General features: G+C 69.8%; 20 protein-coding genes. 13 read left to right on the forward strand and 7 right to left on the reverse strand.

Features of this window, described 5'->3' with window-relative positions:
* Window positions 1–27: 27 nt before the first annotated feature.
* Window positions 28–2883, reverse strand: a complete 2856-nt coding sequence (gene leuS, locus P0W64_RS09780; protein WP_275479907.1) for a leucine--tRNA ligase — start codon at window positions 2881–2883, stop codon at window positions 28–30.
* A 61-nt stretch (window positions 2884–2944) separates the two neighbouring features.
* On the opposite strand from leuS, the gene P0W64_RS09785 reads away from it, so the two are divergent.
* On the forward strand, window positions 2945–3418 hold the full coding sequence (locus P0W64_RS09785) for an SdpI family protein (protein ID WP_275479908.1): 474 nt from the start codon (window positions 2945–2947) through the stop codon (window positions 3416–3418).
* Between the two features lie 5 nt (window positions 3419–3423).
* Window positions 3424–4419 (forward strand): bile acid:sodium symporter family protein, encoded by a 996-nt coding sequence (locus P0W64_RS09790; protein ID WP_275479909.1) that lies wholly within the window; start codon window positions 3424–3426, stop codon window positions 4417–4419.
* A gap of 1 nt (window position 4420) precedes the next feature.
* On the opposite strand, the gene P0W64_RS09795 is transcribed toward P0W64_RS09790, so the two are convergent.
* The 3 genes from P0W64_RS09795 to P0W64_RS09805 form a co-directional block, all read right to left on the reverse strand.
* Entirely contained in the window at window positions 4421–6091 is a 1671-nt protein-coding gene (locus tag P0W64_RS09795; RefSeq protein WP_275479910.1) for an FAD-dependent oxidoreductase, read from the reverse strand.
* A gap of 117 nt (window positions 6092–6208) precedes the next feature.
* Window positions 6209–7210: an ABC transporter substrate-binding protein gene (locus tag P0W64_RS09800; RefSeq protein ID WP_275479911.1), complete on the reverse strand. Its 1002-nt coding sequence runs from the start codon at window positions 7208–7210 to the stop codon at window positions 6209–6211.
* Window positions 7211–7387: 177 nt separating this feature from the next.
* Window positions 7388–7990 carry a YqgE/AlgH family protein gene (locus P0W64_RS09805; protein ID WP_275479912.1) on the reverse strand — a complete coding sequence of 201 codons (603 nt, stop codon included), beginning with the start codon at window positions 7988–7990 and terminating at the stop codon, window positions 7388–7390.
* Window positions 7991–8026: 36 nt separating this feature from the next.
* Between P0W64_RS09805 and P0W64_RS09810 the strand changes: the two genes are divergently transcribed.
* A complete protein-coding gene (locus P0W64_RS09810) occupies window positions 8027–9376 on the forward strand; it encodes an MFS transporter (RefSeq protein ID WP_275479913.1) in 1350 nt (449 codons plus the stop codon).
* The gene (locus tag P0W64_RS09815; protein WP_275479914.1) at window positions 9366–9923 is read left to right on the forward strand and encodes a hypothetical protein; all 558 of its coding nucleotides are present in this window, start codon (window positions 9366–9368) and stop codon (window positions 9921–9923) included. Before P0W64_RS09810 ends, P0W64_RS09815 begins: the two co-directional genes overlap by 11 nt.
* A 63-nt stretch (window positions 9924–9986) precedes the next feature.
* Here P0W64_RS09815 and P0W64_RS09820 read toward each other — a convergent pair whose 3' ends face one another.
* Complete coding sequence (locus P0W64_RS09820; RefSeq protein WP_343232848.1) at window positions 9987–10892, reverse strand: alpha/beta fold hydrolase; 906 nt, start codon at window positions 10890–10892, stop codon at window positions 9987–9989.
* Window positions 10889–12367: a CCA tRNA nucleotidyltransferase gene (locus tag P0W64_RS09825; protein ID WP_275479916.1), complete on the reverse strand. Its 1479-nt coding sequence runs from the start codon at window positions 12365–12367 to the stop codon at window positions 10889–10891. Before P0W64_RS09825 ends, P0W64_RS09820 begins: the two co-directional genes overlap by 4 nt.
* A gap of 77 nt (window positions 12368–12444) precedes the next feature.
* Here P0W64_RS09825 and P0W64_RS09830 point away from each other — a divergent pair, with 77 nt between their 5' ends.
* Genes P0W64_RS09830 through P0W64_RS09845 form a run of 4 tightly spaced genes read left to right on the forward strand, consistent with a single transcriptional unit; the run spans window position 12445 to window position 21270 of the window.
* On the forward strand, window positions 12445–13506 hold the full coding sequence (locus P0W64_RS09830; RefSeq protein WP_275479917.1) for an NUDIX domain-containing protein: 1062 nt from the start codon (window positions 12445–12447) through the stop codon (window positions 13504–13506).
* Window positions 13503–15992, forward strand: coding sequence for a glycoprotein (locus P0W64_RS09835; protein WP_275479918.1), 2490 nt, complete (start codon window positions 13503–13505; stop codon window positions 15990–15992). The genes P0W64_RS09830 and P0W64_RS09835 overlap by 4 nt, the downstream gene beginning before the upstream one ends.
* Entirely contained in the window at window positions 15989–19801 is a 3813-nt protein-coding gene (locus tag P0W64_RS09840; protein ID WP_275479919.1) for a lipid II flippase MurJ, read from the forward strand. The genes P0W64_RS09835 and P0W64_RS09840 overlap by 4 nt, the downstream gene beginning before the upstream one ends.
* The gene (locus tag P0W64_RS09845) at window positions 19798–21270 is read left to right on the forward strand and encodes a hypothetical protein (RefSeq protein ID WP_275479920.1); all 1473 of its coding nucleotides are present in this window, start codon (window positions 19798–19800) and stop codon (window positions 21268–21270) included. Before P0W64_RS09840 ends, P0W64_RS09845 begins: the two co-directional genes overlap by 4 nt.
* Here P0W64_RS09845 and P0W64_RS09850 read toward each other — a convergent pair.
* Window positions 21212–22213: a hypothetical protein gene (locus P0W64_RS09850; RefSeq protein WP_275479921.1), complete on the reverse strand. Its 1002-nt coding sequence runs from the start codon at window positions 22211–22213 to the stop codon at window positions 21212–21214. The two genes, P0W64_RS09845 and P0W64_RS09850, sit on opposite strands and share 59 nt — an antisense overlap.
* Before the next feature lie 202 nt (window positions 22214–22415).
* Here P0W64_RS09850 and P0W64_RS09855 point away from each other — a divergent pair, with 202 nt between their 5' ends.
* The 5 genes from P0W64_RS09855 (at window position 22416) to trxA (ending at window position 25978) form a co-directional block, all read left to right on the forward strand.
* Window positions 22416–23027 (forward strand): DNA-3-methyladenine glycosylase I, encoded by a 612-nt coding sequence (locus P0W64_RS09855; RefSeq protein WP_275479922.1) that lies wholly within the window; start codon window positions 22416–22418, stop codon window positions 23025–23027.
* Window positions 23028–23126: 99 nt separating this feature from the next.
* Window positions 23127–23768, forward strand: a complete 642-nt coding sequence (gene sigM / locus P0W64_RS09860; RefSeq protein WP_275479923.1) for an RNA polymerase sigma factor SigM — start codon at window positions 23127–23129, stop codon at window positions 23766–23768.
* 28 nt (window positions 23769–23796) lie between these two features.
* On the forward strand, window positions 23797–24549 hold the full coding sequence (locus tag P0W64_RS09865; protein WP_275479924.1) for a hypothetical protein: 753 nt from the start codon (window positions 23797–23799) through the stop codon (window positions 24547–24549).
* 97 nt (window positions 24550–24646) lie between these two features.
* Window positions 24647–25606: a thioredoxin-disulfide reductase gene (gene trxB, locus P0W64_RS09870; RefSeq protein ID WP_275479925.1), complete on the forward strand. Its 960-nt coding sequence runs from the start codon at window positions 24647–24649 to the stop codon at window positions 25604–25606.
* 36 nt (window positions 25607–25642) lie between these two features.
* Window positions 25643–25978 carry a thioredoxin gene (gene trxA / locus P0W64_RS09875; protein ID WP_275479926.1) on the forward strand — a complete coding sequence of 112 codons (336 nt, stop codon included), beginning with the start codon at window positions 25643–25645 and terminating at the stop codon, window positions 25976–25978.
* Window positions 25979–26045 lie beyond the last annotated feature (67 nt).

Genomic DNA, 26045 nt, shown 5'->3' on the forward strand with positions numbered 1-26045 from the left:
CCCCCCCCCCCCCACGACACGGCGCGATCACGGAACGATATTCACCATCCTGCCGGGCACGACGATGACCTTCTTCGGGGCCCCGTCCAGTAGGACGGCGATCTTCGGGTCCGCGAGGGCGGCGGCCTCGATCGCGGCGCTGGATGCATCCGCCCCAACCGTGATCCGACTACGCACCTTGCCTTTCACCTGCACGGGGATCTCGACCGTGTCTTCGACCAGCCAGGTCTCATCGGCGGTCGGGAAGGGTCCGTGTGCCAGGGAGTCTTTGTGCCCCAAACGTTCCCACAGTTCCTCCGCGATATGCGGCGCCACAGGCGCGAGCATCAGCACCAGCGGCTGAGCCACGGAACGAGGTGCGCCCGAAGGATACTCCTTGGTCAGATGGTTGGTCAGCTCGATCAGCTTCGCGATCGCAGTATTGTCACGCAGGTTCGAATAGTCCTCGCGCACACCGGCGATCGTCTTGTTGAGTAGCCGCAGGGTGTCGTCGGTCGGTGCGGCGTCGGTCACGCGCACGGCGCCCGTCTCCTCGTCGATCACCACGCGCCAAGCACGTTGCAGGAAGCGTTGGGCGCCGACGACATCCTTCGTCGCCCACGCGCGGTCCTGGTCCAACGGGCCCATCGCCATCTCGTAGACGCGCAGGGTATCCGCGCCGTAGTCGCGGCAGATGTCGTCCGGCGCAACGGAGTTCTTCAGCGACTTACCCATCTTGCCGTACTCGCGCTGCACCTCCTCGTCACCCAGGAAGTACTTGCCATCGCGCTCGACGACCTCCTCGGCCGGCACGTACACGCCCCGGGAGTCGGTGAACGCGTAGGCCTGGATCATGCCCTGGTTGTACAGCCGGCGGTACGGCTCGCGGGACGTCACGTAGCCGAGGTCGAACAGCACCTTGTGCCAGAAGCGCGAGTACAGCAGGTGCAGCACCGCGTGCTCCACGCCGCCGACGTACAGGTCCAGGCCACCCGGGTCCTGCGGCCCGTGCAGATCCGGGCGTGGCCCCATCCAGTAGGCCTCGTTCCGCTTGTCGCAGAACGCCTCCGAGTTCTTCGGATCGATGTACCGCAGCTGGTACCACGAGCTTCCCGCCCACTGCGGCATGACATTCGCGTCGCGCGTATAGTCCTTGAGCCCGTCGCCCAGATCGAGGTCGACGTGCATCCAGTCGCTCGCCTTCGCCAGGGGAGGGGAGGGCTCGCTCCCGGCGTCGTCGGGGTCGAATGCGACGGGCGCGTAGTCGTCGACCTCCGGAAGCAGCACGGGCAGCATCGATTCCGGCAGAGCCTTCGGGGCGCCGTCGGCGTCGTACGCGATGGGGAACGGCTCGCCCCAATAACGCTGACGCGCGAACAACCAGTCGCGCAGCTTGAACTGAACCGTACCGTGTCCGGCGCCTTTCTCTTCGAGATAGGCGATAACGGCCTTCTTGGCATCGTCGACGCTCAGCCCGGCGAGGTCGATCTCGTCGTTCTTGGAGCCCACCAGCGGTCCGTCGCCGGTATACGCCGCCTCGGCGACACCGGCCTCGCTGCCGATCACCTCGACGATCGGCAGGCCGAACGCGGTCGCGAACTCGTAGTCGCGTGCGTCGTGCGCAGGCACAGCCATGATCGCGCCTGTGCCATAGCCCATCAGGACGTAGTCGCCGATGAAGACCGGGACGGCCTTCCCGTTCACCGGGTTGATCGCGGTGGTGCCCAAGAAGACTCCGGTCTTCTCCCGGCTCTCCTGGCGCTCGAGGTCACTCTTGGCGGCGATGGAGGCTCGATAGGACGCGACGGCCTCGGCGGGCGTCGCAGCCCCGCCGGTCCAACGCTCGTCGACCCCGGCAGGCCACCCATCCGCGACCAGGTCGTCGACCAGGGGATGCTCGGGCGACAGCACCATATAGGTGGCACCGAACAGGGTGTCGGGGCGCGTCGTGAACACCTCGATGCCGCGCCCGGTGCCGGCCGCCGGCGAGTCGAAGCGCACCCGGGCACCGCTCGAGCGCCCGATCCAGTTGCGCTGCATGGCCTTGACCTTCTCCGGCCAGTCCAGATGATCGAGGTCGTCGATCAGACGGTCCGAATACGCGGTGATACGCATCATCCACTGCCGCAGGTTCTTCCGGAAGACAGGGAAGTTGCCGCGTTCGCTGCGTCCGTCGGCGGTGACCTCCTCGTTGGCCAGCACCGTCCCGAGGCCGGGGCACCAGTTCACCAGCGAGTCGCTTTGGTACACAAGGCGGTACGAATCCAGAACAGCACCACGCTCGGCTTCGGAGAGCTCGTGCCAGACGCGCCCGTCTTCGAGTTCTCTTGTACCCGAGGCGAACTCGTCCACCAAGTCGGAGATCCGGCGCGCGCGATCCTGCGCGGTATCGTACCAGGCGTTGTAGATCTGCAGGAAGATCCACTGGGTCCAGTGGTAGAACTCGGGGTCGGTGGTCGACACGCGACGCCGCTCGTCATGGGCCAGTCCCAGCGAACTGATCTGGTCCAGATAGCGCTGAATATTGGCCTCGGTGGTGACGCGCGGATGCGTACCGGTCTGCACCGCATACTGCTCGGCCGGCAGCCCGAAGGCGTCGAAACCCATCGTGTGCAGCACCCCCACGCCGATCATGCGGTGGTACCGGCCGTAGACATCGGTCGCGATGAAACCCAGCGGATGCCCGACGTGCAGGCCCGCCCCCGAGGGGTACGGGAACATGTCCTGGATGAACAGCTTGTCGGCGGGCGTCTCGCCGGCCAGCTCACCCACCGGGTTGTTGGCGTTGAACACACCGCGCGCGAGCCACTCGTCGCGCCAACGCCGTTCGAGGGCGCCCGCGAGCTCCGCCGTGTAGCGGTGCTTCGGCGTCGTGGAGGTGGTGTTCTGCGCCTGCTCAGTCACGCCTACCAGGTTAAGGCGTGCCCCGCGGCGGCACGAAACCGGCCGAATCTATAGTGGACTGGTGTTTGTGCTGGTAGTGATCCTCGCCGTGGTCGCGGTCTCAGCCGTCGTTCTCGGCATCGTCGGCCTTGCGGGCCGGCTTCCGCGCAACCGCTGGGTGGGCGTCCGCAGTGAACAGACACTCAGCGACGACCTCTTGTGGCGTACGGCCAATCGCGTGGCCGGGCCGGGCCTCCTCGCGTCGGGTGTCATCTTCGGCGTCGGCGCCGCGGCCACCGCTGTCTTCGACGCGCCGTGGGCCTTCGTCTACGCCGGGATCTCGCTGGTAGGCGGTGTGTTCCTGGCCGGATTCGGCGCGCTGCAGGGCGCGCGGGCCGCGTCGATCCAGGCACGTATCCAGACCGGCCAGGTCACCGTCGCACCCGCCCGGGACGGTGGCGTCGAGGGCGACCCCGCCGGGTCGTGCGGGGTGACCGGCGGGTGCGGCTCATGCGCGCTCAACGGACTCTGCGACAGCTCCGCGCACCCCGCCTGACCCGCGTGCGGGGCATTCTCGACAAGCTCAGGATCGACGGGTTCATCCTGGCGATCCTGGCTGCCGTGCTCGTCGCCGCGGTGCTTCCTGCCACCGGGCGGGCCGTGCCGTGGGCCGACGGTCTGGTCACCGTCGCCATCGGCATCCTGTTCTTCCTGTACGGCGCGCGCATCCACCCGCGCGAGGCGCTCGCCGGGCTCGCGCACTGGCGCCTGCACGTGACGATCCTCGCATTCACCTTCGTGCTGTTCCCGATCCTGGGGGAGGCGCTGCGGTTCCTGCCCGACTCACTCCTGGACACGAGCCTGTACGCCGGCGTGCTGTACCTGTGCCTGGTTCCGTCGACGGTGCAGTCGTCGATCGGCTTCACCTCCATCGCGGGCGGCAACGTGCCAGGAGCGATCGTGAGCGCGTCCGCCTCCAACCTGCTCGGCGTATTCGTCACCCCGCTGCTGGTATTCGCGCTCATGGGCACGACCGGCGAGATCGCGTTCCACGGCTCGGCCGTCGTCGACCTGTGCCTGCAGCTGCTGCTGCCCTTCGTCCTAGGGCAGCTGCTTCGACCGCTGGTCGGCGGGTTCGTCGAGAAGTACGCGTCGTCGCTCAAGTACGTGGATCGGACCTCGATCGTGCTGGTCGTGTACTCGGCGTTCTCGGAGGGCATGCGCGAGGGCATCTGGCACATGGTGTCGTGGGTCGCGGTGATCGAGCTGGTGGTGCTCTCGGTGCTGATGGTCGCGGTGATGCTCTGGCTGACCCGGGTCGTCGCCCGCCGCATGGGCTTCGGCCGCGGCGATTCCATCGCGATCCAGTTCTGCGGCACCAAGAAGTCCCTTGCCACCGGTCTGCCGATGGCTGCAGTCCTGTTCGCCGGCCAGCCCGTCGGGCTGATCGTGCTGCCGCTCATGGTGTTCCACCAGGTGCAGCTGATGATGTGCGCCTGGCTCGCAGCCAGATACGCCAAGGAGCTACCGCCCCACATCGAGCCCCAGCCCGGTTAGGTCAGACGCGCGCGTCCGAGCCGATGCCGGCGGCGCGAAGCAGTTCCTGCACGTCGGCGAGCTTCACGCGTGGGCGCTTGGCCGCGCGGCCCGCGGCCTTCTCCGCGCTGTCGATCGACCGCCACCCGGCGTCGTCGACGCGAGCGACGCCGCGCTCGGCGAGCAGGCCAGGCACCTCGTCGCGGGAGCGCACAGGCGGGGGGAGGAGGCCGGCCGCGAAATCCGTGAGCAGTGAATGCGCGGTCTCGTGGCCACACCAGCGGTTCATCCCGATGCCACCGGTCGCGCCGCGCTTCAACCAGCCCGCGACGTACACGCCGGGCACCGCGGCGCCTTCGTCGGTCACCCGCCCGGCGACGTTCGGGACGACCGATCGCACCTCGTCGAACGGGAGCCCGGGGACAGGGGTGCCGCGGTACCCGATGGCCCGGACGACCGCACCCGCCTCCAGGTCGAAGGTCTCGTCGGTGGCGCGCACGTGCCCGTCACCGGTGAACGCGTTGCGTACGCACCGCACGCCGTACACGCGGTCGTCCCCGAGGATCCGCACGGGTGCCGTGAGATAGCGGAAGACGATGCGCCGTGGTGCGGAACCCGCAGGCCGCGCCGCGAGCTCGCGTGCAAGCCGGATCTTCGTTGCGACGGTACTGTCCAGCGTGCCGTCGGTTTCGGCGGCAGCGGTGGCCGGGTCGAGCACCAGATCGGCCTCGTCGATCACGACGTCGACGCCGTCGATCGAGCCCATGGCGAGGAACTCGGCGTTCGTGTACGCGCCCTCGGCGATACCGCGCCGCCCGAGGACCACGACCTCCTCGACGCCGGACTCGCGCAGGGCTCCCAGCGCGTGGTCGGCGATGTCCGACCCCGCCAGCTGGTCCGGATGGGTCAGCAGAATGCGCGCCACGTCGAGCGCCACGTTGCCGTTTCCGACCACGACGGCACGTCTCGCGGAGAGGTCGTAGCGGTCGGACACGTGCTCGGGATGGCAGTTGTACCAGGCGACGAAGTCTGTCGCCGAGACCGAGCCGGGCAGCTCCTCGCCTTCGATGCCCAGGCGCCTGTCCGTCGGGGCGCCACTCGCGTAGAGCACCGCGTGGTACCGCTCGCGCAGCTCTTCGAGAGTGACATCGCGGCCGACCTCGACGTCCAGGAAGTACTCGAAGTTCTTCCGCCCGGCAGTAGCGACGAAGGTCCGCTCGACCCCTTTGGTCGACGGGTGGTCGGGCGCGACGCCAGCCCGCACCAGCCCGTACGGCGTCGGCAGCCGGTCGAAGGCGTCGACCTTCACGGCCGGATACCGCACCAACTCCTCCGCGGCATACAGGGCCGCGGGTCCGGCCCCGACGATCGCGACATGCAGGTCAGCGGCAGGAGGAGGTGCATCCGACCCCATGTCCTCGAGCCCCGCGGCTACATCGTGGTCGAGATAGAAGTCCGCGTTGATCTGCAGGTAAGGCTCCTGGCGTGTGCTCGCGTCGTAGTCGGGCACGATGGCCTCGACGGGACACTCCTCTATGCACGCGCCGCAGTCGATGCACGTCTCCGGGTCGATGTAGAGCATCTCCGCGGTGGCGAACCCGGGCTCGTCGGGCGTCGGATGAATACAGTTCACCGGGCACACGACGACGCAGCTGGCGTCGTTGCAACACGGCTGCGTGATGATGTGAGTCATGTCACTACCTCCGCTGCCATTGTGGCGCGCGGATCGACATGACGGGGTTCACGACGCGAAGCCGATGGGTGCGCCGGGACCGGGCCTACCGCGGCCCGGGCCCGGCGCAAACGGCGACTACGGGACCGCCGGCTGCTCCGCAGCCGTCTCGAGCTGCGGCTCGATCTTCTCGAGGACCCACGCCCGGCTCAGCGAGCTCGGCTGGTTCATGGCCACGATGGTCGCGCGGTCGGCGACCAGCGTCGCGCCGGACTTCACCTGCGGCAGGGTCGCATACCCGGGCAGCTTGTCGAGATCGGCCGCGGTCGCTCCGCTGGGGAAGATGGCCATGAAGTTGGCCGAGATCGTGGGGATCAGCTCGAGCGACACGAACCCACGCCCGCCACCCTCGGTACCGGTCTTGAACGACGGGTTGTCTCGCACCGCCTTCGGAACGGTCATGCCGAGAGATGCGAAGAGCGCGTTCGCGGAGTCCTTGGGGTCGGAGACGAGGTTGAACTGCGAGGTGTTCGCCACGTACTGAGTCACGAGGGCGGTCTTGCCCTTCAGGCCCGGGTACTTCTTGGCGAGGCGCTCGACGTTCGCGGTGTCCGCCGCCTCGATCTCCTTGACCTTCGACTCGAGGCCCAGGATCTTGCCGAGGGCTTCGAGCTGCGCCTTCCACCCGGCGGCCTCACCGTCGGCCGCGATACCGCCGAGCACCTTGGTGACACCGCTCAGCGCGTCGAAGTTCGACTTGTTCATGATGTAGTAATCGCCGGCGAACAGATCCGGCTTGTACTTGGCGATCTCCTCGACCGGCAAGGACTTACCGTCCGCCGACTTGATGATGGGGATGCCGTCGAGCTTGCCCTTCTGCCACGGCGTCGGGATCTCCTGGCCGTACTGCACGAGGGCCACCGGCTTGATGCCCAGCGCCAGCAGGTTGTCGATCGAGTAGCCGGTGGCGACGATGCGCTTCTCCGTGCCCACGGGGAACTCGGTCGTGCCGTTGGCCTGGCTGATCGTCACCGATGCCGAGCTGGTGGATCCCGCCTGCTCGCCGCTCGACCCGCAGGCCGATGAGACGAGCGCTACCGCCAAGGCGGTGGCGGCGAACGTGGTCGGTCTGAATCTCACTTCACGTGCTCCTTGTAAAGCCCGAGCGGGTCCGCCCGGCGAACCTCGCAAAGCGGCCGTGCCGCTTTAGGAGAGGCTAACCTAGAAGTGGTGGATTGACCCAGGGGCGTCGGGTCGAGAGATGCGTCCCGCGCACCGCCGACGTCCGCGCGGCCCCTATTCGGTTCGGTGTGACTACTAATTCAGCGTGACATCGATCGGATGCGTCGCGAGCAGCGCTAGCGGGAGCGCCTGCCGCCGCAACACGCGGGCCCACAGATCGACCCGTTGGGGCACCAGGATGTCGGTGTGGTGCGACTCGCAGACGATCCAGTCGTCACGCGCGAGCTCGTCGTCGAGCTGACCCATGCCCCAGCCGCTGTAACCAGCGAAGACCCGCACCCCGTCGAGCAGCTCGTCCATCATGTCGACGTCGGCGTCCAGGTCGACGAGCACTACCCGGCCCGACACCTGCTGCAGTCCGCGGATGCCCTGCACGTCCTGACCGGCCTTGACGACGCCCAGGCAGAGCGCCGACGTCTGGTTGACGGGCCCACCCACGAACACGGCCTTCGGCTTCGCGGCGAGGTCGTGCCACTGGGGGAGGACGCCGTGCACCGCGGATTCACTGGGCCGGTTGAGGACGACACCGAGGCTGCCCGAATCGTTGTGCTCGATCATGTAGACGACCGTGCGCCGGAAGGTGGAATCCCGGAGGACGGGCGCAGAGACCAGGACCGACCCGATCTTCACATCGGTGCCGGCCGAGGAGCGGAACTCGTCAGACTGATCGCGACCCACCCGTCCATTCTGACACGCCGCGTAGGCTCTGGAGACGTGACCGAGCAGCCTGTACACCCCGCGCCGCGGGCCGTGCTCAGGCATTTCCGGGACGTACCCAACCTTCTGCGCCTGCTCGGCGTCCGATTGCTGAGCCAGTTCACCGACGGTCTCTTCCAGGCGGCACTGGGCAGCGCGATCATCTTCAATCCCGAACGTGCGGCGACCCCCGCGGCGATCGCGGCGGGGCTCGCGGTGCTGCTACTGCCGTACTCACTGATCGGTCCGTTCGCGGGCGCGCTGCTCGACCGGTGGGACCGACGCCTGGTGTTCATCGGCGCCAATCTGGTGCGCGCCGTGCTGATCGCGGTGACCGCGGTCGTAGTCGCGACCGGGGCGTCGGAGACCGGGATCCTGGTGGCCGCACTCGCCGTCGGAGGCGCGTCGCGGTTCGTCGCATCAGGCCTCAGTGCGGCCCTGCCGCACGTTGTCGACCGCCCGCAGATCGTCGCCATGAACTCGGTGACCACGACGGCCGGGTCCGCGGCCACCGCATGCGGCGCGGGCGCCGCGGTACTGCTCCGGCTGTTGTTCGGCGCGGGCGACGCCGGCAGCGGGGCTACGTTACTCGCCGCGGTCGTGTCGGCCGTCGCGGGCGCGCTGCTAGCCGCACGTTTCAAACCGCGCGTACTCGGGCCCGATCACTTCGAGCGCGACGGCACCGTCGAGCTCCCGCTCGAGGACCCGAACCATCCCGGGCCCGCGCAGGCGATCGCCACCGGGCTCGCGCATGGCGCCGTCGCCGTGTGGCGAGCGCCGCCGGCGGCCGCAGCACTGAGCGGCGTGGGCGCACACCGTCTGGTGTTCGGCCTCAACACCCTGATGCTTCTGCTGCTCACGCGCTACCACTTCGCGGACGGTTCGGTGGGGCTCGCGGGTTTCAGCGCGGTCGCCGGGGCGACCGGTGTCGGCATGGTGCTCGCCGCCGTGGTGACACCGCTCTCGGTCGCGGCGATCGGGCGGCGATCGACTCTGGTGGTGTGGCTGACCGTCGACATCGTCGCGCAGCTGGCACTGCTCACGGTGTCGTTCCCGGTCATCGTCGTAGCCGCCGGGGTCCTCGGGCTGGGCGGTCAGGTGATCAAGCTCAGCGGCGACGCCGCGATGCAGATGGACGTGCCCGACGAGCGCCGCGGCCAGGTCTTCTCGTTCCAGGACGCCCTGTTCAACGCCAGTTTCGTCGCTGCGGTGTGGGTCGCGGCGGCGACCGTCCCGTTCGACGGCGCCTCGAAGCCGCTGGTCTGGCTCGGTGCCGCACTGTACGCGGCCGCGATCGCCGCAGTGGTACTGATGTACCGAAGGGGAACCGGACCGGACGCCGATGCGTCCAATGGGTATGGGGAGTGAACTACTCGAGTACTGGTTCGGATCGGGGGACGGCGCCGTCCACACCTGGCGTTCCGCCGCGGACGGTGGCCACGTGCGGCTCGACTTCGATGGGGACGGGCGCGTCGACGACGCCATGATCGACGTCGACGGGGACGGCCGCGCGGACCTCTCGGCGCTCGACCTCGACGACGACGGCGTGCTGGACGCATTCTTCGCCGACGACGGCACGGGCGTCTGGGGCCTGAGCCGCGAGGGGCCCCATCCCGGTCGGGCGCCGACCGCACCGGGTTCGACGCCCCCCGGCCCGGTCGCGTCGCCGGGCGGCTCCGGCGAAGCCGCGCGCACGAGGGCCACCGTCGACGCGGACGGTGACGGCTACGCGAACGACGTGGAAGCCGGGCCGATCGTGTGGTCGGGCGTCAGCACCAACCCCGACGAGTCCGGCGCCCGGCAGGTCTACGCCGACATCGACGGCGACGGGCAGCCCGATGTGGTGGTCTTCGACGCGGACGGGGACGGCGTCGCCGACGGCGCGGTCGCCCTCCACCGCACAGTCGAGCGGTGACGGGAGCGCCGGAGGTACGGGACCCCCGACCATCGGCACCTCGCGCGCCGCCGTCGAACCGGATCAGGCGCCGGTGAACGGCACGACGGGATAGCAGGGGATGGGGCGGTCGCCGTCGTCGAGGGCGTTGAGCACCATGTACGCCACGCGACGGGAGCCGCATATCGCGAGATGGTCGGACAGGTCCACCGAGCACGTGTCCTGTACGACGATGTTGTGCACGGTGATTCCGGGCGGCCCCGGGACCTGGCCACTGCGGTAGGGGAGCACCAGCTCGTCGTAGCGGGTGGAGATGTTCCAGTACTCGATGCCCTCGAGATAGGGGGTTCCGCCGTCCCAGATCCGCTGCAACAGACTCGAACCCGGGAGCATTTCGCCGAGCGCGGCGAAGCCCGGTATCGATCGCTCGCCGAGGCCGAGCCTGCCGGCGACGGTCAGGGCCATACGCGCCAGGTCGCCTCCGGTGCCACGCCAGAGCGGTGCGAGCGAGACATACCGGCGGATGCGTGCCCCTCCGCCGAGTGCCTTCGCGTAGAAGGCGGGCACGAGCGTGCCCTGCGAGTGCCCGACGATGTCCACCTGTGGCGCACCTGTCGCATCCAGAACCCGCTCGATGAACTCGCCGAGCTCTGCGGCACTGGCCTCGATCGACCGCATCCCGCCGATCTGGTTCAGCGGCCACCGCGCGCCCCGCACAGCGCCGTAGGTCAGCGCGAACACGCTGAAGCCCTCGTTCGCCAGAAGCGGCACATACGCTCCCCAGTTGGTCTGGCGCCCGCCGCCCGTCCCGTGCACGAGCACCACGGGCACGGGATGCTCCGGCGTCGGCTTCCGGTCGAAATCGTTCGAGCCGGGCAGAGATCCGCCCCGGCCCCGCAGCTCGTACGGGATACCCGCGAAGAAGTCGAAGTCCTCGCGCAAGCGGCCGGCGCCGGCGGGGTCGGCACCCACGCCGGCCGCAGGGCTCACACCTGCTGCTCCGCCCACCATCTGATGAGCTCGGCCTCGGCATCGTCGCGCTCCATCGGGCCGCGGTCCAGCCGCACCTCCTTCAGGTGGGACCACGCACGGCCGACGTCGGGACCGGGCTCCAGGCCGAGCAGCTCCATGATCGCGTTGCCATCGAGGTCGGGCCGCACGCGGTCGAGATCCTCCTGCTGCCGCAGACGCTCGATCCGGGCCTCGAGCTCGTCGTAGGTGGCCTGCAGTCTCGCCGCGCGGCGCTTGTTCCGGGTGGTGCAGTCGGCGCGCACCAGCTTGTGCAGGCGGGGCAGAAGGGGGCCGGCGTCGGCGACGTAGCGGCGGACCGCGGAGTCGGTCCACTGCCCGTCTCCGTAGCCGTGGAAGCGCAGGTGCAGGAACACCAGCCGCGACACGTCCTCTGTGACGGCCTTCGAGTAGGTGAGGGCGCGCATGCGCTTACGTGCCATCTTCGCGCCCACCACCTCGTGGTGGTGGAAGGAGACGCCGCCGTTCGGTTCGTGCCGACGGGTGGCGGGTTTGCCTATGTCGTGCAGCAGAGCGGCCCAGCGCAGGATCAGGTCCGGGTCGGAGTCCTCGAGGTCGATCGCCTGGCGCAGCACCGTCATGGAGTGCCAGAACACGTCTTTGTGTTGGTGGTGCTCGTCGATCGCGAGCTTCATCCCCGGAACCTCGGGCAGCACCCGGTCGGCGAGCCCGGAGTCGACGAGGAGGACGAGACCGTCGACGGGGTGATCGCCCAGAAGCAGCTTGTCGAGTTCGACTCGCACACGCTCGGGGGTGATGCGATCGATCTCGGCGCACATGTCGGTCATGGCCTGCCGGACTCGCGGCGCGACCGAGAAGCCCAGCTGCGAGACGAATCGCGCCGCGCGCAGCATGCGCAGGGGGTCGTCCGAGAAGGACTCCTCGGGGGTCGCGGGCGTGTCGATCAGCCCACCGAGCAGCGCGTCCATCCCGCCGAGCGGATCGTGGAACTCCTCGGCGCCGCCGCGCCCGACCCGGACGGCCATCGCGTTCACGGTGAAGTCACGACGGACCAGGTCGCCCACGAGCGTGTCGCCGTACCGGACCACCGGATTGCGCGACACGCGGTCGTACTGGTCCGCCCGGAACGTCGTGATCTCGAGCGTCTGCCCGCCGAACTCGGCAGACACGGTGCCGAACGCGATGCCGGTGTCCCACAGCGCGGCGGCCCAGCCGCGCAGTAGGTCCTGGACCTGCTCGGGCCGCGCGTCGGTCGTGAAGTCCAGATCGCTGGTCAGACGGCCCAGGACGGCGTCCCGGACCGACCCGCCCACCAGGTACAACTCGTGACCCGCGTCGGCGAACCGCGTGCCCAGCGGCACCAGCACATCGTCGAGTCCGCGCAGCGAGATCTGCGCCGCAGCGAGCAGCCGCGTACGCCGCTCGGCACGCGCCTGGTCGCGCTCAGCGCGCGCCTGGTCCCCGGTCTCGGTCACGACCGGCGAGTCTACCGGCGGCGTCGAATCGTCTCGGGTGGCGTTCTCGGCACCCGACCACCAGTAGCATCGGCAAGGTGTCATCAGCAGAATCCGCCGATCCCGCCCGGCGTCAGCCGCGCCGGGAGTCGGGACAGGGTCCTGCCGCCGGGCAGCCTGCCGACGCGTCCGCATCCGACGCGCCCCGGCCGCGCCGACGCCGCAGACGCGGCGGCAGGCGACGCTCCCGGGCCCAGCTCACCGCCGTGGTCGAGGACGGCCGCAGCACCCCCGCCGACGGTGCGGTCGACCGGGCCGCACCCGCCCGGCCGCAGCCCGACGATGCGCCGGCCGCCGAGCGCGCCGCGGGGGCGGACCGGACCCAGGGCCCGAAGCCGGGCGGCCAGCCCGACCGCCGGGCCCCGAAGCCCAAGGCCCGAGCACGGCAGCAGACCCCCCAGCCCGAGTCCGGCCGCTCACGCCGGTCGTCCACCCAACGCACCGCCCGGAGACAGCGTCCGGACAACCGCGTCCGCACCGTCCGCGAGACGTCGGCCGGCGGCCTCGTCGTCTCCGGCCTCGAGTCGGGCGGCGCACTGGAGGCGGCCCTCATCGGCCGCACCGACCGCCGCGGACGCACCCTGTGGTCCCTGCCGAAGGGCCATATCGAGGTGGGTGAGACCGCCGAGCAGACCGCGATCCGAGAGATCGAGGAGGAGACCGGCCTCACCGGCTCGGTGCTCGCGCCGATCGGGAAGATCGACTACTGGTTCGCCGCCGAGGGTCGCCGCGTGCACAAGACGGTCCACCACTTCCTCCTGTCATGGACGTCGGGCGAGCTGTCGGCCGACGACTACGAGGTCTCCGAGGTCGCCTGGGTGCCGCTCGCCGAACTCCCGACGCGGCTGACGTACTCGGACGAGCGCAAGCTCATCGCCGCTGCGCAGACCGTCATCGAAGACATCGCAGGCGATCCGGACGCGCTCGAAGCACGTGCTGCGGCCGCCGCGCGCACCGAGCCGTCCGACTACGAGAAGGCCGCCGCCGAACGCAACCGCCTGCGTAACGATCCGCAGGCGCCGCGGCCCCGCAGGCGCCGCGGCGGGCGGCGCGGCCGCGGGCGGCGCCGTCCCGACGCAGGGGAGGGCGGATCGTCGTGAGGCGCGGGGCCAGCCTGCTGTGCGTGCTGTCCTGCCTCGTCGCGCTGATCGCGTGGGCCGCCCCGGCGGCGCTCGCGGGTATGCCCACGGCCCAGTTCGTGCGCATCGCCATCGATGAGATGACGCCCCGGACGGTCACGTCGACCTCGTCCAACACCGTCATCGTGACAGGCACCCTCACCAACTTCGGTGACCGCGACGTATCCGACCTCCAGGTGCGGATGCAGCGCGCACCGGTGGTGACGCAGTCTTCGCAGATCCGGTCCACCCTGGTGGCGGACAACAACACATACGACACCGTCGGCCGGTTCCAGCGGATCTCGAAGGTTCTGCACCCCGGTCAGTCGACGTCGTTCGCGGTGTCGATGCCGCTGCGATCGGACGCGACCACCACGGGGCCGACGCTGGGAATCGACCGGCCCGGCGTCTTCCCGCTGCTCGTGAACGTCAACGGCAAGCCCGCCTACGGCGGCGTCGCACGGCTCGACGACGCACGGACCATGCTCTCGGTGCTGTCCCTGCCACCGCAGGCCGGCGAGGACGACGAACCCGTACCGTCTGCACCCGACTCGATGGATCACGCGGTCACCACGTCGCCGGCCCGCCTGACGATGCTGTGGCCGCTCGCCGACAACCCCAAGCTCGCCGCCGGCGTGCCCGGCGGCGGTGACACGCCGGTGCGGCTCGTCGACGACGCACTCGCCGGATCCTTGGGGAAGGGCGGCCGGCTCTACGGCCTGCTCGATGAATACGACCAGGCGACGCGCGGTAACGACCCCGGTGCGCAGGCCCTGCGCACCGGCTCGTGTCTGGCAATCGACCCCGACCTGCTCGTGACGGTGCAGACCATGACGGGGGACTACCTCGTCTCCCGCGATCCGGCCGACGCGCGAGGCCCGACGCGCCCCGGTAGCGGCTCGGCCGCGGCCTCCGCCTGGCTGGCCCGGCTGCGCACCGTCGCGGCGCGGTCGTGCACCGTCGCGCTCCCGTTCGGCCAGGCCGACCTCGAGGCCCTTAAGCAGGTCGGTGACACCGACCTGTATCGCTCCGCGCTGGACACTCCGGCGGACGTCGTCGACTCCCTCCTTGGCGTGAAGTCCCAGCGCGGAATCGCGGTGCCGTCGTCGGGCGCCCTGGCAGCCGGGGGCGCCGACGTGCTGAGGGCCGCCCAGACGTCGTCGGCGGTGCTCGCCGCCACATCCGTCCAACCGCACCGCTCCGCCGATGGGTCCGTGGGCACGGGGATCGTCGGGATCGGACAGGGCCTGGCCGCAGCGACCTTCGATCCGAACATCACCACCGCCCTGGCGGCCATGGGCAGCGGCACCGACGAGGCGGGTGTGCGCCCGGCCTCGACGGGGACCACGCCCGCCTCTTATCGCTTCCCACTCACCGAGGAGTCGCAGGCGTCGCGGCGCTTCGCCGCCGTGGGCGCGGTGCTGCAGCCCGGTCTCGATCCCACGCAACGGACCGCCCCCCGTGGCGGCGCGCCCGTCACGACCGAGCCCGACCCGATCGGCACGACGATCGACGGACGTACCGAGCTGATCGTGCCCCCGCAGATCTGGGCGGCGTCGGCGAGTGACGCGCGTGCCGTGCTCTCGGCAGCCACCACCCTGCTGACCAGCGGCCTCGCAATGCCCCGGTCGTTCCAGGATCTGGCTCAGAACGTGCAGAACGCAGCGAAGTCGCCCCCCATGGGCACCACGCTGCGTCGGCCGCCCGGCATCGCGAACGGGACCGTGCCGGCCGCCGTCGTGAACTCGGCTCGCACATACCTCGCCCGGCTGGACCAACTGAGCGGATCGCTCGTCGACGTACCGAAGTCCCCGCTCACGGTCGTCCGGTACACGTCGCCTCTGCGGGAGGACGCGATCCGCGCCCTACGGTTCTCCCCGAATCGCGCGGCCGCCGACGGCGACGCGTACATCCGTCTGAGCGCCGCGCAGGCGTCCCTGGACGCGCAGATCGGTTCGGTCAACATCCTCGCGCCCGGCGGCACGTACACGCTGGCGTCCAACAAGGCGCCCCTGTTGCTCGTCGCCCGCAACGATCTGCCGCTACCGATCCGCACACGAGTGCGCTGGGCCGCGCCGGACGGCGTCGAGATCGACAGCCGCCAGACCCAGGAGCTACCGCCGCGCGGCACCCGGCAGCTCGAGCTGCCGACGACGGTGAACTTCTCCCGGCAGATCGCCGTCGACCTGTCGCTGCACACGACCACCGGCATCGACCTCGGAAAGCCGATCCGCGTCTCGGTGCACTCCAACGCGTACGGGAAGGTGCTCTTCCTCATCACCTGCGGGGCGGGAGCGCTGCTGGTGCTGCTTGCCGGGCGCCGCCTGTGGCACCGCTTCCGCGGCCGCCCGGACCGCGCCGACGAGGACCGGCCGCCCGCCGACGAACACGCCCGGCGGATGGCCAACAGTTACAGTGCGCATACCCGGCCGGACCGGCCCCCGAACGACCGTCACGAGGAGTCATGAGCCGAGCAACACCAAGGCGCATCGAACCTTCCGGCCCCACGGAACCGCAGGGCGATTCGTCACAATCCAACGCCTCGCTGGTCTCGTCATCCGGCTCGCTCGCGGTAGCCACGCTCGTGTCGCGCGTGACCGGCTTCGCTCGCATGCTGCTCGTGGTCGCGATCCTGGGACCCGCGATCACATCGGCGTTCTCGGTCGCGAACGCGATGCCGCAGCAGATCTCCGAGCTCGTGGTCGGTCAGGTGCTCACGGCGCTGGTGGTGCCGGTGCTGGTGCGAGCGGAGCTGGAGGACTCCGACCGGGGACAGGCGTTCTTCGAGCGCTTGTTCACCATGGCACTGACGGTGCTCGGCATCGCCCTGGCGCTGTCGCTGGCGCTGTCTCCGGTGCTGGTCTGGATACTCGTCGGGGACAGCAAGGTCAGCTCGTCGCTGACTCAGGCGCTGGTCGTCATGTTCCTGCCGCAGCTGCTCTTCTACGGCCTGTCGGCACTGTTCAGCGCGGTGCTCAACGTGCACGGCTCGTTCCGCCCCGGCGCGTGGGCGCCGGTCGCGTGCAACGCCGTCCAGATCACGACGCTCGTCGCATACGCCCTGGCACCCGGCGAGCTGACCATCGATCCGGTGCGTATGGGCGAGCCGAAGCTGCTCATCCTGGGCATCGGTAGCACCCTCGGCGTCGTCGCCCAGGCAGCCGCGCTGCTGCCCGCCCTGCGGCGTTCCGGAATCAAGCTGCGGCTGCGCTGGGGCATCGACGAACGTCTCAAGCACTTCGGCGCGATGGGCCTCGCGATCGTCATCTACGTGGCGATCTCGATCGCGGGCGCCTACGTCGCGACGCCTGTCGCGGCACATGCCTCGGCCTCCGGTCCCGCGATCTACCAGTACGCGTTCACGGTGCTGCAGCTGCCGAACGGCGTGATCGCCGTAGCGCTGCTGACGGCCATCATGCCGCGCCTGTCCCGTAACGCGGCCCGCGGCAATCGCGAGGCGGTCATCGACGACCTCTCGGTGGCCACCCGGCTGACGATGGTCGCCCTCATCCCCATCGTCGTGTTCACCACGTTCTTCGGCGAAGCGATCGGGCGCGCACTGTTCCACTACGGCCGGATGGACGCCGCCGTCGCCACCCACCTCGGTACGGCACTCTCGTTCCAGGCATTCATGCTCATCCCGTACGCGATGGTGATGATCCACCTGCGCGTGTTCTACGCGCAGGAACGGCCGTGGACGCCGACCCTGATCATCCTCGCGATCACGGGCGTCAAGGCCGTGTTGTCCCTCGCCGTGCCGCACTTCGTCGACGACGGCTTCCGCGTGGTCGAGCTGCTCGGCACCGTCACGGGTATCGCGTTCATCGCGGGCTCGGTGATGGGCTGGATCCTGCTGCGCCGCGAGTTCGGACGGCTGCAGCTGACCAACGTCCGGCGCACGATGATCCTGACGGCACTCGCCTCAGTCCTCGTGACCGGTGTGCTGTGGGCGGTCTTCCGACTCCGCCCTGCACAGTGGCTCGCGCTCGACGCCGGGCCGATCGGCGCGCTCGTCTACCTGGCCTTCGCAGGCGTGCTGACGCTCGTCCTCACGTACGCGGTCCTCGCCTACATCGGCGTGCCGGACGTGCTCGCGATCATCGCGCCCCTACGCCGCATCGCCGGTAGGTTCGTGCCGGCGCTACGGCCGTCCGAGGAGTCCCGCCGGGAGGACGACGCCGAACGCCGCGAGGAGATCACAGCCCAGTTGCCGCGGATCGCCGACGATATCCACCTCCCGTATGCTGGCCGCAGCTATGTCCCGCGCCCAACGGAGGCGCAGGTCGGAGGGTATTCGACCGGATATCGCTACCGAAGAAGAGGAGCCTTCGCAGTGACCGACGAGAGCTCGGGGAGCGGGGACACGCCCCGCACATCGGCACCGTCGACGGCCGACGGCCCGGCCCCGCAGTCCGGCCGCCCCGGCCCGTCGGGCGGCCAGCCACCCTCGGGCGACAAGGCCGCCGGGCCGACGCCCCCGGGAGGCACCCCCGTGCCCGACAGCGGGGCGCAGCGTATCCCGGGCAACCCGGTCCCCAAGACTCCGCTGCCGTCCGAGCGCGCAGGCGGAATGCGGCCCTCGTCGGATCCACGTGACCCACAGTTCCGTGCGGGCGGCGCGGGCGGTCCGGCTGCCGGCGCACCGCGTGATGGCGGCAGCCCCCCGGCGCGGCCCGGCTCACCGGCCGTCCGGCGCGGCCCGAAACTGATCCCGGGCGCCGTCGTCGCAGGCGGCAGGTACCGACTGATCGAGCACCACGGCGGGATTCGCGGCCTGCAGTTCTGGCAGGCCCGGGACATCAACCTGGACCGGGACGTCGCGCTCACCTTCGTCGACTCGGAGCAACGCGCACCCGTGCCCGAGCGGGGCGAGCAGATCAGCCTGCGCGGCGACGGCCCGCAGTCCATCCTGTCCCGCACACTGCGGCTCGGCCGCGTGCACTCCAACGGGCTCGCGCGGGTGCTCGACGTGGTACGCGGCAGCTCGGGGGGCATCGTCGTCGCCGAGTGGGTGCCGTCCAGTTCGCTCGTGGAGGTCGCCGGGACACACCCGTCGGCGATCGGCGCGGCGAAGGCCGTGCGCTCGCTGGCCGCGGCCGCGGAGAGCGCGCACCGCGCGGGCGCAGCACTCTCGATCGACCACCCCGACCGGATCCGGATCAGCCAGGACGGCCACGCCTTCCTCGCGTTCCCGGGCACACTAGCGGACGCGACCGACGAGTCCGACGTCCGCGGCCTGGGCGCCGTACTCTACGCGCTGCTGCTCGAGCGGTGGCCGCTCGACGGTGAGAAGGGTATGTCGATCGCGACGGGCGGGCCGGCCGTGGGCGGGCTCGCAGGCGCCGACGCGGCCGCCGACGGCAATCCGATCGAGCCGCGGGAGGCCAAGCGCGACGTGCCTTTCGAGATCTCGGCCGTTGCCAGCCGCAGCCTGCAGGGCGGACAGGGCATCCGCACCGCCGCTGCGGTGCAGCAGCTGCTCGATCAGGCTTCGGTCGTGGACGTCAAGACGGACATGATCAATCGCGTGGGCAGCGAGCCCGCACCTGCGAAGGCAGGAGCGGGCGCCGGCCAGGTCCGCCGCAATCGGTTCGAGTCCGCGCGTGACAGCGTCATCGGCACGGGCGAGACCAAGAAGCGCAACGTGCCGCTCCTGGTGATCGGCGTGTGCGCCGTGGTGCTGGTGATCCTGCTACTACTCGGCTGGCTGCTCAGTTGGTTCGCGCCCAGCGGGGGAGATCCCCAGCAGTCCATCCAGGACCTGTACCCGAGCTCTTCTGTGTCTGCGCCCACGCCCGGGCGTTCCGATGCGTCCGCCGCCCCGGCGGCCTCGCCCCTGCGCGCGACGGACATCTCGATCGTGGACTTCTCCGGTAACCCGGACTCACCCGTGAACCTGCGGAACGTCCTGACCGGGACGGGTAAGCCCTGGTCCACCGAGGACTACCGCAGCGGGCCGATGTTCGGGAACCTCAAGAAGGGTCTCGGGTTGATGCTGACCCTCGACCGAGCGGCATCGGTCTCCGGCGGCACCATCGTGTCGTCGAGCCCCGGTTCGACGGTGGAGGTCCGTACGTCCCCGACCGCGACCGTATCGTCGCTCGAGCAGACTTCCGCCGTCTGGTCCGGGACATTGCGCGACGGCACAACACCTTTCAGCGCGCGCCCCGGCGCCGCCAAGACGCGATACGTACTCGTGTGGATCACCGGCCTCACTCGCAACGACTCCGGCTCCTGGTCGACCTCGATCGCAGGCGTCACACTCCAGGGTTCGTGACCGCCCGGCAGCACGCGGCCGTAGCGCTCATCGCCGCAGCCGCGCTGGGCCTGGCCGGGTGCGGCGGGGACGCACCCACGACGGAGCCCGTGCCCGCCGCCGAGCATGCGACCGTCCTCTCCGAGCAGGATGGATCCCTGTCCGCCGCCGCGGCCACTCGCTTCTTCCGTTCCTCACCCGCGGCTGTCGTCGCCGACGGGGCCGACCCTTCGGCAGTCCGCGCAGGTGGCGACGTGGCCGCCCGGCGCGGGATCCCGCTCCTGACGGTCGGCCCGCGCACGCAGCGGGCGGTGTACACCGCCCTCGCGCGCCTCGGTGTCGCCGTCGTGTACACCGCCGGCGCCGTCGCCCTGCCGGAACTGCAGGCCACCGGAGTGACCGTATCTGCGCTCCCGCCGGGTACGGCGGTGCCGGAGGACGGGCTCTCACACCCCCGGATCGCCGATGGGGCGAAGGATTCCGTAGTCCTTGCCACCTCCACCACGGATGCCGGCGCGGTCGCCACGGCGCGCGCCGCGGGCGCCCAGATCCTCACACTGCCGGGACCCGATCCGCGCAGTTCCGCCGCGACCACGACGACGCTGCACGGCGGCGATCGGCCGGTGGTCGCCCTCGGTGCCGTATTCGGCACGGGAGGCCAACTCGCACAACGTATCCGGCAGGCCGCGGAGCCTTCGCAGCTGTTCGGGGGCGGGCACATCGTCTTCCCAGGGCGACGTTACGTGGCACTCTACGGTGTACCTGGCACGCCGGCACTCGGCGTACTCGGCCAGCAGGATCTCGCAGCATCGATCGCACGCGTGAAGAAGCTCGCGGCACAGTACGCGCCGCTGAGCAACGAGCCCGTGGTCCCGGCGTTCGAGATCATCGCGTCGGTCGCGTCGTCGGCGCCCGGGCCGGACGGGCAGTACTCGTCCATGACGCCCGTGGCACAACTCGAACCGTGGGTCCGTGCGGCCCAGGACGCCGGCGTGTACGTGACCCTCGATCTGCAACCGGGGCGCACCGACTTCCTCACGCAGGCGAAGGCTTACGCGCCGCTGCTGGCCCTGCCGAACGTGGGTCTTGCGCTCGATCCCGAATGGCGGCTGAAGCCGAACCAGGTGCACCTGCAGCAGATCGGCACCGTCGACCCCGCCGAGGTGAACCGGGTGCAGGACTGGCTCGCCGGGCTGGTCCGCGACCGGGGTATCCCCCAGAAGGTCCTTGTGCTGCACCAGTTCACGCCGTTCATGCTGGGCGACCGCGCCGCGATAGCCACGGACCACCCCGAACTGGCGCTCGTGGTGCACACCGACGGTCACGGTACACCGGGGATCAAGATGGGTACCTGGGATCGGGTGCGTGCCGGCCTTTCGCCGCATATGTTCCTGGGCTGGAAGAACTTCTACACCGAGGACTCGCCGACCTTCAGCCCGGCGCAGACCATGGCGTTGCGCCCGCAGCCGGTATTCGTCTCGTACCAGTGAGCACCGCGCCGGTTCCTCCGCCTGCGGCTCCGGTGCGCCCCACCCAGCCGTTGTCGGCGACCAGGATCGCGACCGTCCTTCCGCTCCCGGTGTCCCGGTAGTCGGAGAACGTTATCTCCCAACCGGATTCGCGCCTGAATGCCGAGTCGACCCGCACATCATCGGGGATGGCGATACGCCTTTGCTCCGCATACTGGGCCGCGAGGACCACCGCCTGATCCGCGGTGCGGCCGTCCACGTCCTCCGTGATCGGTCCGGAACCCGTTGCGGTGGTCAGGCCCTGGTCCTCGAGCAGACGCCAGCCGGCCTCGATGTCGCGCCCCGAGCCGCCGAACGCCGTCTCCCACGCCGTCCGGTCCAACCACTCGTACTCGGCCATTCGCGTGACGTGGAACATGGTGTCGCGCACCGTACTCAACAGATGGGATCCGGTCCCCGACGCCGAGTCCGCCGGGTACGGCACAGGCACGTCCGTCGTCCACGCACCCCCGGACGTCGACCCTACCTGCGCAGCCGAGAGTGCCTCCGCGACAGCGGAAGTCGTGTGTGTCGGTGGCAGCGGCACACCGTCGGGCACGGGTGCGGCCCGCCACCCGTCGACGTTCCAGTAGGCGATCCAGCCGAAGTGTCCGCTACGCAGGTGATGATCGACCATCGACACGTGATCCGCCCAGTCGGGCCCGTCTGCCAGGAGTTCGGTCGCGGTCCTGGACCCGGAGACCCGCCACGACACGTCCCCACATGACAGGACCGCGCGATCCGCGCCGAATCGAGCGAGCATCGCCCCCGCCGTCGACGACGCCCGGTACCTACCCACCGGCCCGTCGACGACGATGCCGAACGGCATCGGCGCCGGGGTCATCGCACGGCTCCCCGCCGCGAGGACACACCACCTCGCCCACAGCACGCGCAGGCTGGGCAGGCGCGGCAGCTGGCCATCCATCCGGCGCTCCTTCCTGCCTCCCGGCGCCCCGCCGGCATCGCCGATCATGAGCTGCGGCGGTAAAGGGCCACTTGGCGCGCGCTTGCATCGGTCTCAGGACGAGTCAGCACATGGGCCGGCCCGATCGATCGGCTCCCGGAACCTGTCGGTGGATGGGGCTACCGTCGGCCGTGCAGGGGTGACGGAGCAAGGGAAGACGACTATGGAGGATCAGGTGGACCCGGACCTGGTGCTGGGTGAGGACGGGCTCGCGCGCCCGCGGTGGGCAGCCGTGGACCCGCTGCTGCAGGAGTACTACGACATCGAGTGGGGAATGCCCATCCGGGAGGAGGCGGGGCTGTACGAGCGCATGTGCCTCGAAGGCTTCCAGGCCGGTCTCTCGTGGGCGACGGTGCTCCGCAAACGACCGCGGTTCCGCGAGGCCTTCGCCGGCTTCGACCCCGATGCAGTCGCGGCGTTCGGGAGCGAGGACGTCGAGCGCCTGATGGGCGACCCCGGGATCATCCGTAATCGGCGCAAGATCGAGGCCACGATCACCAATGCGCGCGCGACGATCGCCCTGCGTGACGACATCGGACTGGTGGACTTGCTCTGGTCGTTCCAGCCGGCAGAGACACCGGCGCCGCGGACGATGGCCGAGGTGGCGTCCACCTCGCCGGAGTCGATCGCGATGTCGAAGGAACTGCGCCGTCGTGGGTTCGCGTTCGTGGGACCCACCACGATGTACGCCCTGATGGAGGCCGTCGGCATCGTCGACGACCACCTGGTCGGCAGCCACCGGCGTGGGAGCTCCGGAGTCTGGCCTACCGCGTGATCCGCACGCAGGCGCACGTTATGCGGAACGTTCCGCTCCGAGAGACGATGGGTTGGTCGACTCTTTACCATCGGTTGGGTCTATGTCTAGGGTCACTTCATGACTCAGTGGGGGAGGGTGCCGGAAGGCACCGGGGCGCAACAGGAGTGGGCGCATCTCACCGACGAGCAGCTGGTGGCCGGCACCGTGGCAGGCCACCGCGAGGCGTTCGGCGAGCTGTACCGGCGGCACCAGCGGCACCTCTGGGCCACCGCGGTCAGCACCGTGCGGTCGATAGACGACGCACAGGACTGCCTGCAGGACGCGATGCTCCGTGCATTCGTACTGTGCGGCGAGTTCCGCGGGGACTGCCACGTCGCGAGTTGGCTACACCGCATAGTCGTCAACGCGTGCGTGGATCGTGCGCGGCGCAACCGCATCCGCGTGACGTTTCCGATGCCGGACGACGTGTCGGGGCTCGGGTCCGACGACGGCCGGGCGATCGAGATGGTGGACGCGCGTGTGACCACATGGGGCGTGCTCAGTCGCCTCCCGGAGGAGCAGTTGCAGGCCGTGCTCGCCGTGGACATGTACGACCTGTCCATCGAGGCGGCGGCCGACGCACTCGGCGTGGCTCCGGGAACCATCAAGAGTCGGCGCGCCCGAGCCCGAGCCAAGCTCGCGAGATCGCTGGGGAGTCGTCGTGCACATCATGTTGTGCAATTGATGGGAACCGGGCGCGACCCTCGTGCGTCCAATTGATAGGAGCACCACGGACTACGGGGGATCGTTGAGCAACGACACGAACGACGGCGCCAGCTCGGGCGGACCGGACGATGAGCGGCGCGACGAGCACGTCTCCCCGGGCGACCCACCCGCATCGCAGCACCGTCGGCCCGGCGATGCGACCCACGAGCCCGACGCCCGTTTCCCAGACGATGAACAGGTGGACGATGCGTTGCGGGATTACCGCGACGCTCATGCGGAGGCGCTGAGCCAGAAGGAGCTGTCGGCCCCTCCCATGCCCGAGGGGCTGGAGGACTCCATCCTCGACGCGATCGCCCGCGCCCCCGATCCCGCGGCTCGCGGAGCTGAACGCCGCCGCCACACCGCCGCGCCCGATCACGACACCGGCGCCTCCCGGTCCGGGAGGCGCAGCGGCCCCATCGTCCTCACCGCTGCTGCGTGTTTCGCCCTGCTGACCGCCGTGGCAGTGGCGCTGATGGCCGGGCGTGACCAACTCGCGCGACCCCAGACGGTTCCCGACGATGCGGTGCTGCTCGCCGCACTCGGGAAGCGGCCCACCGGCACGTACGCCGATCCGCGGGGCATCGAGCGCTGCCTCGACGCCGCCGGGGTGCCCGCCGAGCCCCGCGCCGTATTGGGCACATCAGAGGTGGACACGGAGGCGGGCGATGCCGGCGTCCTCCTCGTCGCCACAGAACGCCCCGGCACGCTGCTCGCCCTCGTGGTGCGGCCGGGTTGCCTGCACGGGGACACCGCGGGCATCGTCGGGCGCCGGACCCTGCGCTCGGGCGCCTAAGTACCCTGGCGTGCGGGGAACATCCGGCATAGCGCCGCTGTTCCATCCATAGTCGGCCGGCGCGCGCCGGAACGCGATCGAGGAGCGAGCACCACTTATGACTTCAGCAGGCACGGACATCGCGGACGTCATCATCGTCGGTTCCGGTCCCGCCGGATACACCGCCGGCGTGTATGCGGGACGCGCAGAGCTGAAGACGATCCTCTTCGAGGGCACCACCTTCGGCGGCGCACTCATGACCACCACCGAGGTCGAGAACTTCCCCGGCTTCCGCGAAGGCATCATGGGGCCGCAGCTCATGGACGAGATGCGCGAGCAGGCCATCCGCTTCGGCGCCGACCTGCGCATGGAGGACGTCGAGTCCGTATCGCTCGAGGGCGACATCAAGGAGGTCACCACCTCCGAGGGCACATACCGTGCCCGAGCGGTGGTCCTGGCGATGGGTGCGGCTGCCCGGTACCTGAACGTCCCCGGCGAGCAGGAACTGCTCGGCCGCGGGGTCAGCGCATGCGCCACGTGCGACGGCTTCTTCTTCAAGGAGCAGGATATCGCCGTGATCGGCGGCGGCGACTCCGCGATGGAGGAGGCGACGTTCCTCACCAAGTTCGCGCGGTCCGTGACGATCATCCACCGGCGCAGCGAGTTCCGTGCGTCCAAGATCATGCTCGAGCGCGCTCGTGCCAACGACAAGATCCGCTTCCTGACGGATTCCGTCGTGACCGAGGTACACGGAGAGAACTCCGTGAGCTCCCTGACCGTCGAGAACACCGTGACGGGGGAGCAGTCGACACTCGACGTCACAGGACTTTTCGTGGCCGTGGGTCACGACCCGCGCTCCCAGCTGGTCGCCGGGCAGGTGCAGCTCGACGCCGATGGGTATGTGCAGGTCGAGGGCCGGACCACGGCGACCAACATCCCGGGGGTGTTCGCCTCAGGCGACCTGGTCGATCACACCTACCGGCAGGCCATCACCGCGGCCGGCAGTGGTTGCGCGGCCGCGATCGACGCCGAGCGCTGGCTGGCACACGCCGAGGACGCCGTCGGCGCCGCGAGCTGACCCATCGCATTTCCAACCCCATAGAAGGAGCCTTCCATGGCCGACACCGATACCAAGACCATCACCGTCACCGATGCGGATTTCAAGGAGCTCGTCCTGAAGTCCACGACTCCGGTACTCGTCGACTTCTGGGCCACCTGGTGCGGGCCGTGCAAGATGGTCGCACCCGTCCTCGAGGAGATCGCCCGTGACAACGGCGAGAAGCTGGTCGTAGCCAAGCTCGATGTCGATGCGAACCCTGGCGTCGCGTCGGAGTTCCAGGTCCTCTCGATCCCCACCATGATCCTGTTCGAGGCCGGTCAGCCGACCAAGAAGATCGTCGGAGCCAAGGGGAAGGCCGCCCTGCTGCGCGAGCTCGACGGCGTCCTGTAAGGCCATCGAGCAGCGCCTTTACGTGTCGGTGACCGGTGCGCCGTATCGTGGTGCCCGACCCGAGCCA

This window comes from Tsukamurella sp. 8F (assembly GCF_029167375.1).
In the GTDB taxonomy this organism is placed as follows: domain Bacteria; phylum Actinomycetota; class Actinomycetes; order Mycobacteriales; family Mycobacteriaceae; genus Tsukamurella.

Coding starts and splice junctions, on each gene's coding strand:
- P0W64_RS09795 (WP_275479910.1), bottom strand. CDS start 6,091: ATGACTCACATCATCACGCAGCCGTGTTGCAACGACGCCAGCTGCGTC.
- P0W64_RS09815 (WP_275479914.1), top strand. CDS start 9,366: ATGGGGAGTGAACTACTCGAGTACTGGTTCGGATCGGGGGACGGCGCC.
- P0W64_RS09840 (WP_275479919.1), top strand. CDS start 15,989: ATGAGCCGAGCAACACCAAGGCGCATCGAACCTTCCGGCCCCACGGAA.
- P0W64_RS09850 (WP_275479921.1), bottom strand. CDS start 22,213: ATGGATGGCCAGCTGCCGCGCCTGCCCAGCCTGCGCGTGCTGTGGGCG.
- P0W64_RS09855 (WP_275479922.1), top strand. CDS start 22,416: ATGGAGGATCAGGTGGACCCGGACCTGGTGCTGGGTGAGGACGGGCTC.
- sigM (WP_275479923.1), top strand. CDS start 23,127: ATGACTCAGTGGGGGAGGGTGCCGGAAGGCACCGGGGCGCAACAGGAG.
- trxB (WP_275479925.1), top strand. CDS start 24,647: ATGACTTCAGCAGGCACGGACATCGCGGACGTCATCATCGTCGGTTCC.
- trxA (WP_275479926.1), top strand. CDS start 25,643: ATGGCCGACACCGATACCAAGACCATCACCGTCACCGATGCGGATTTC.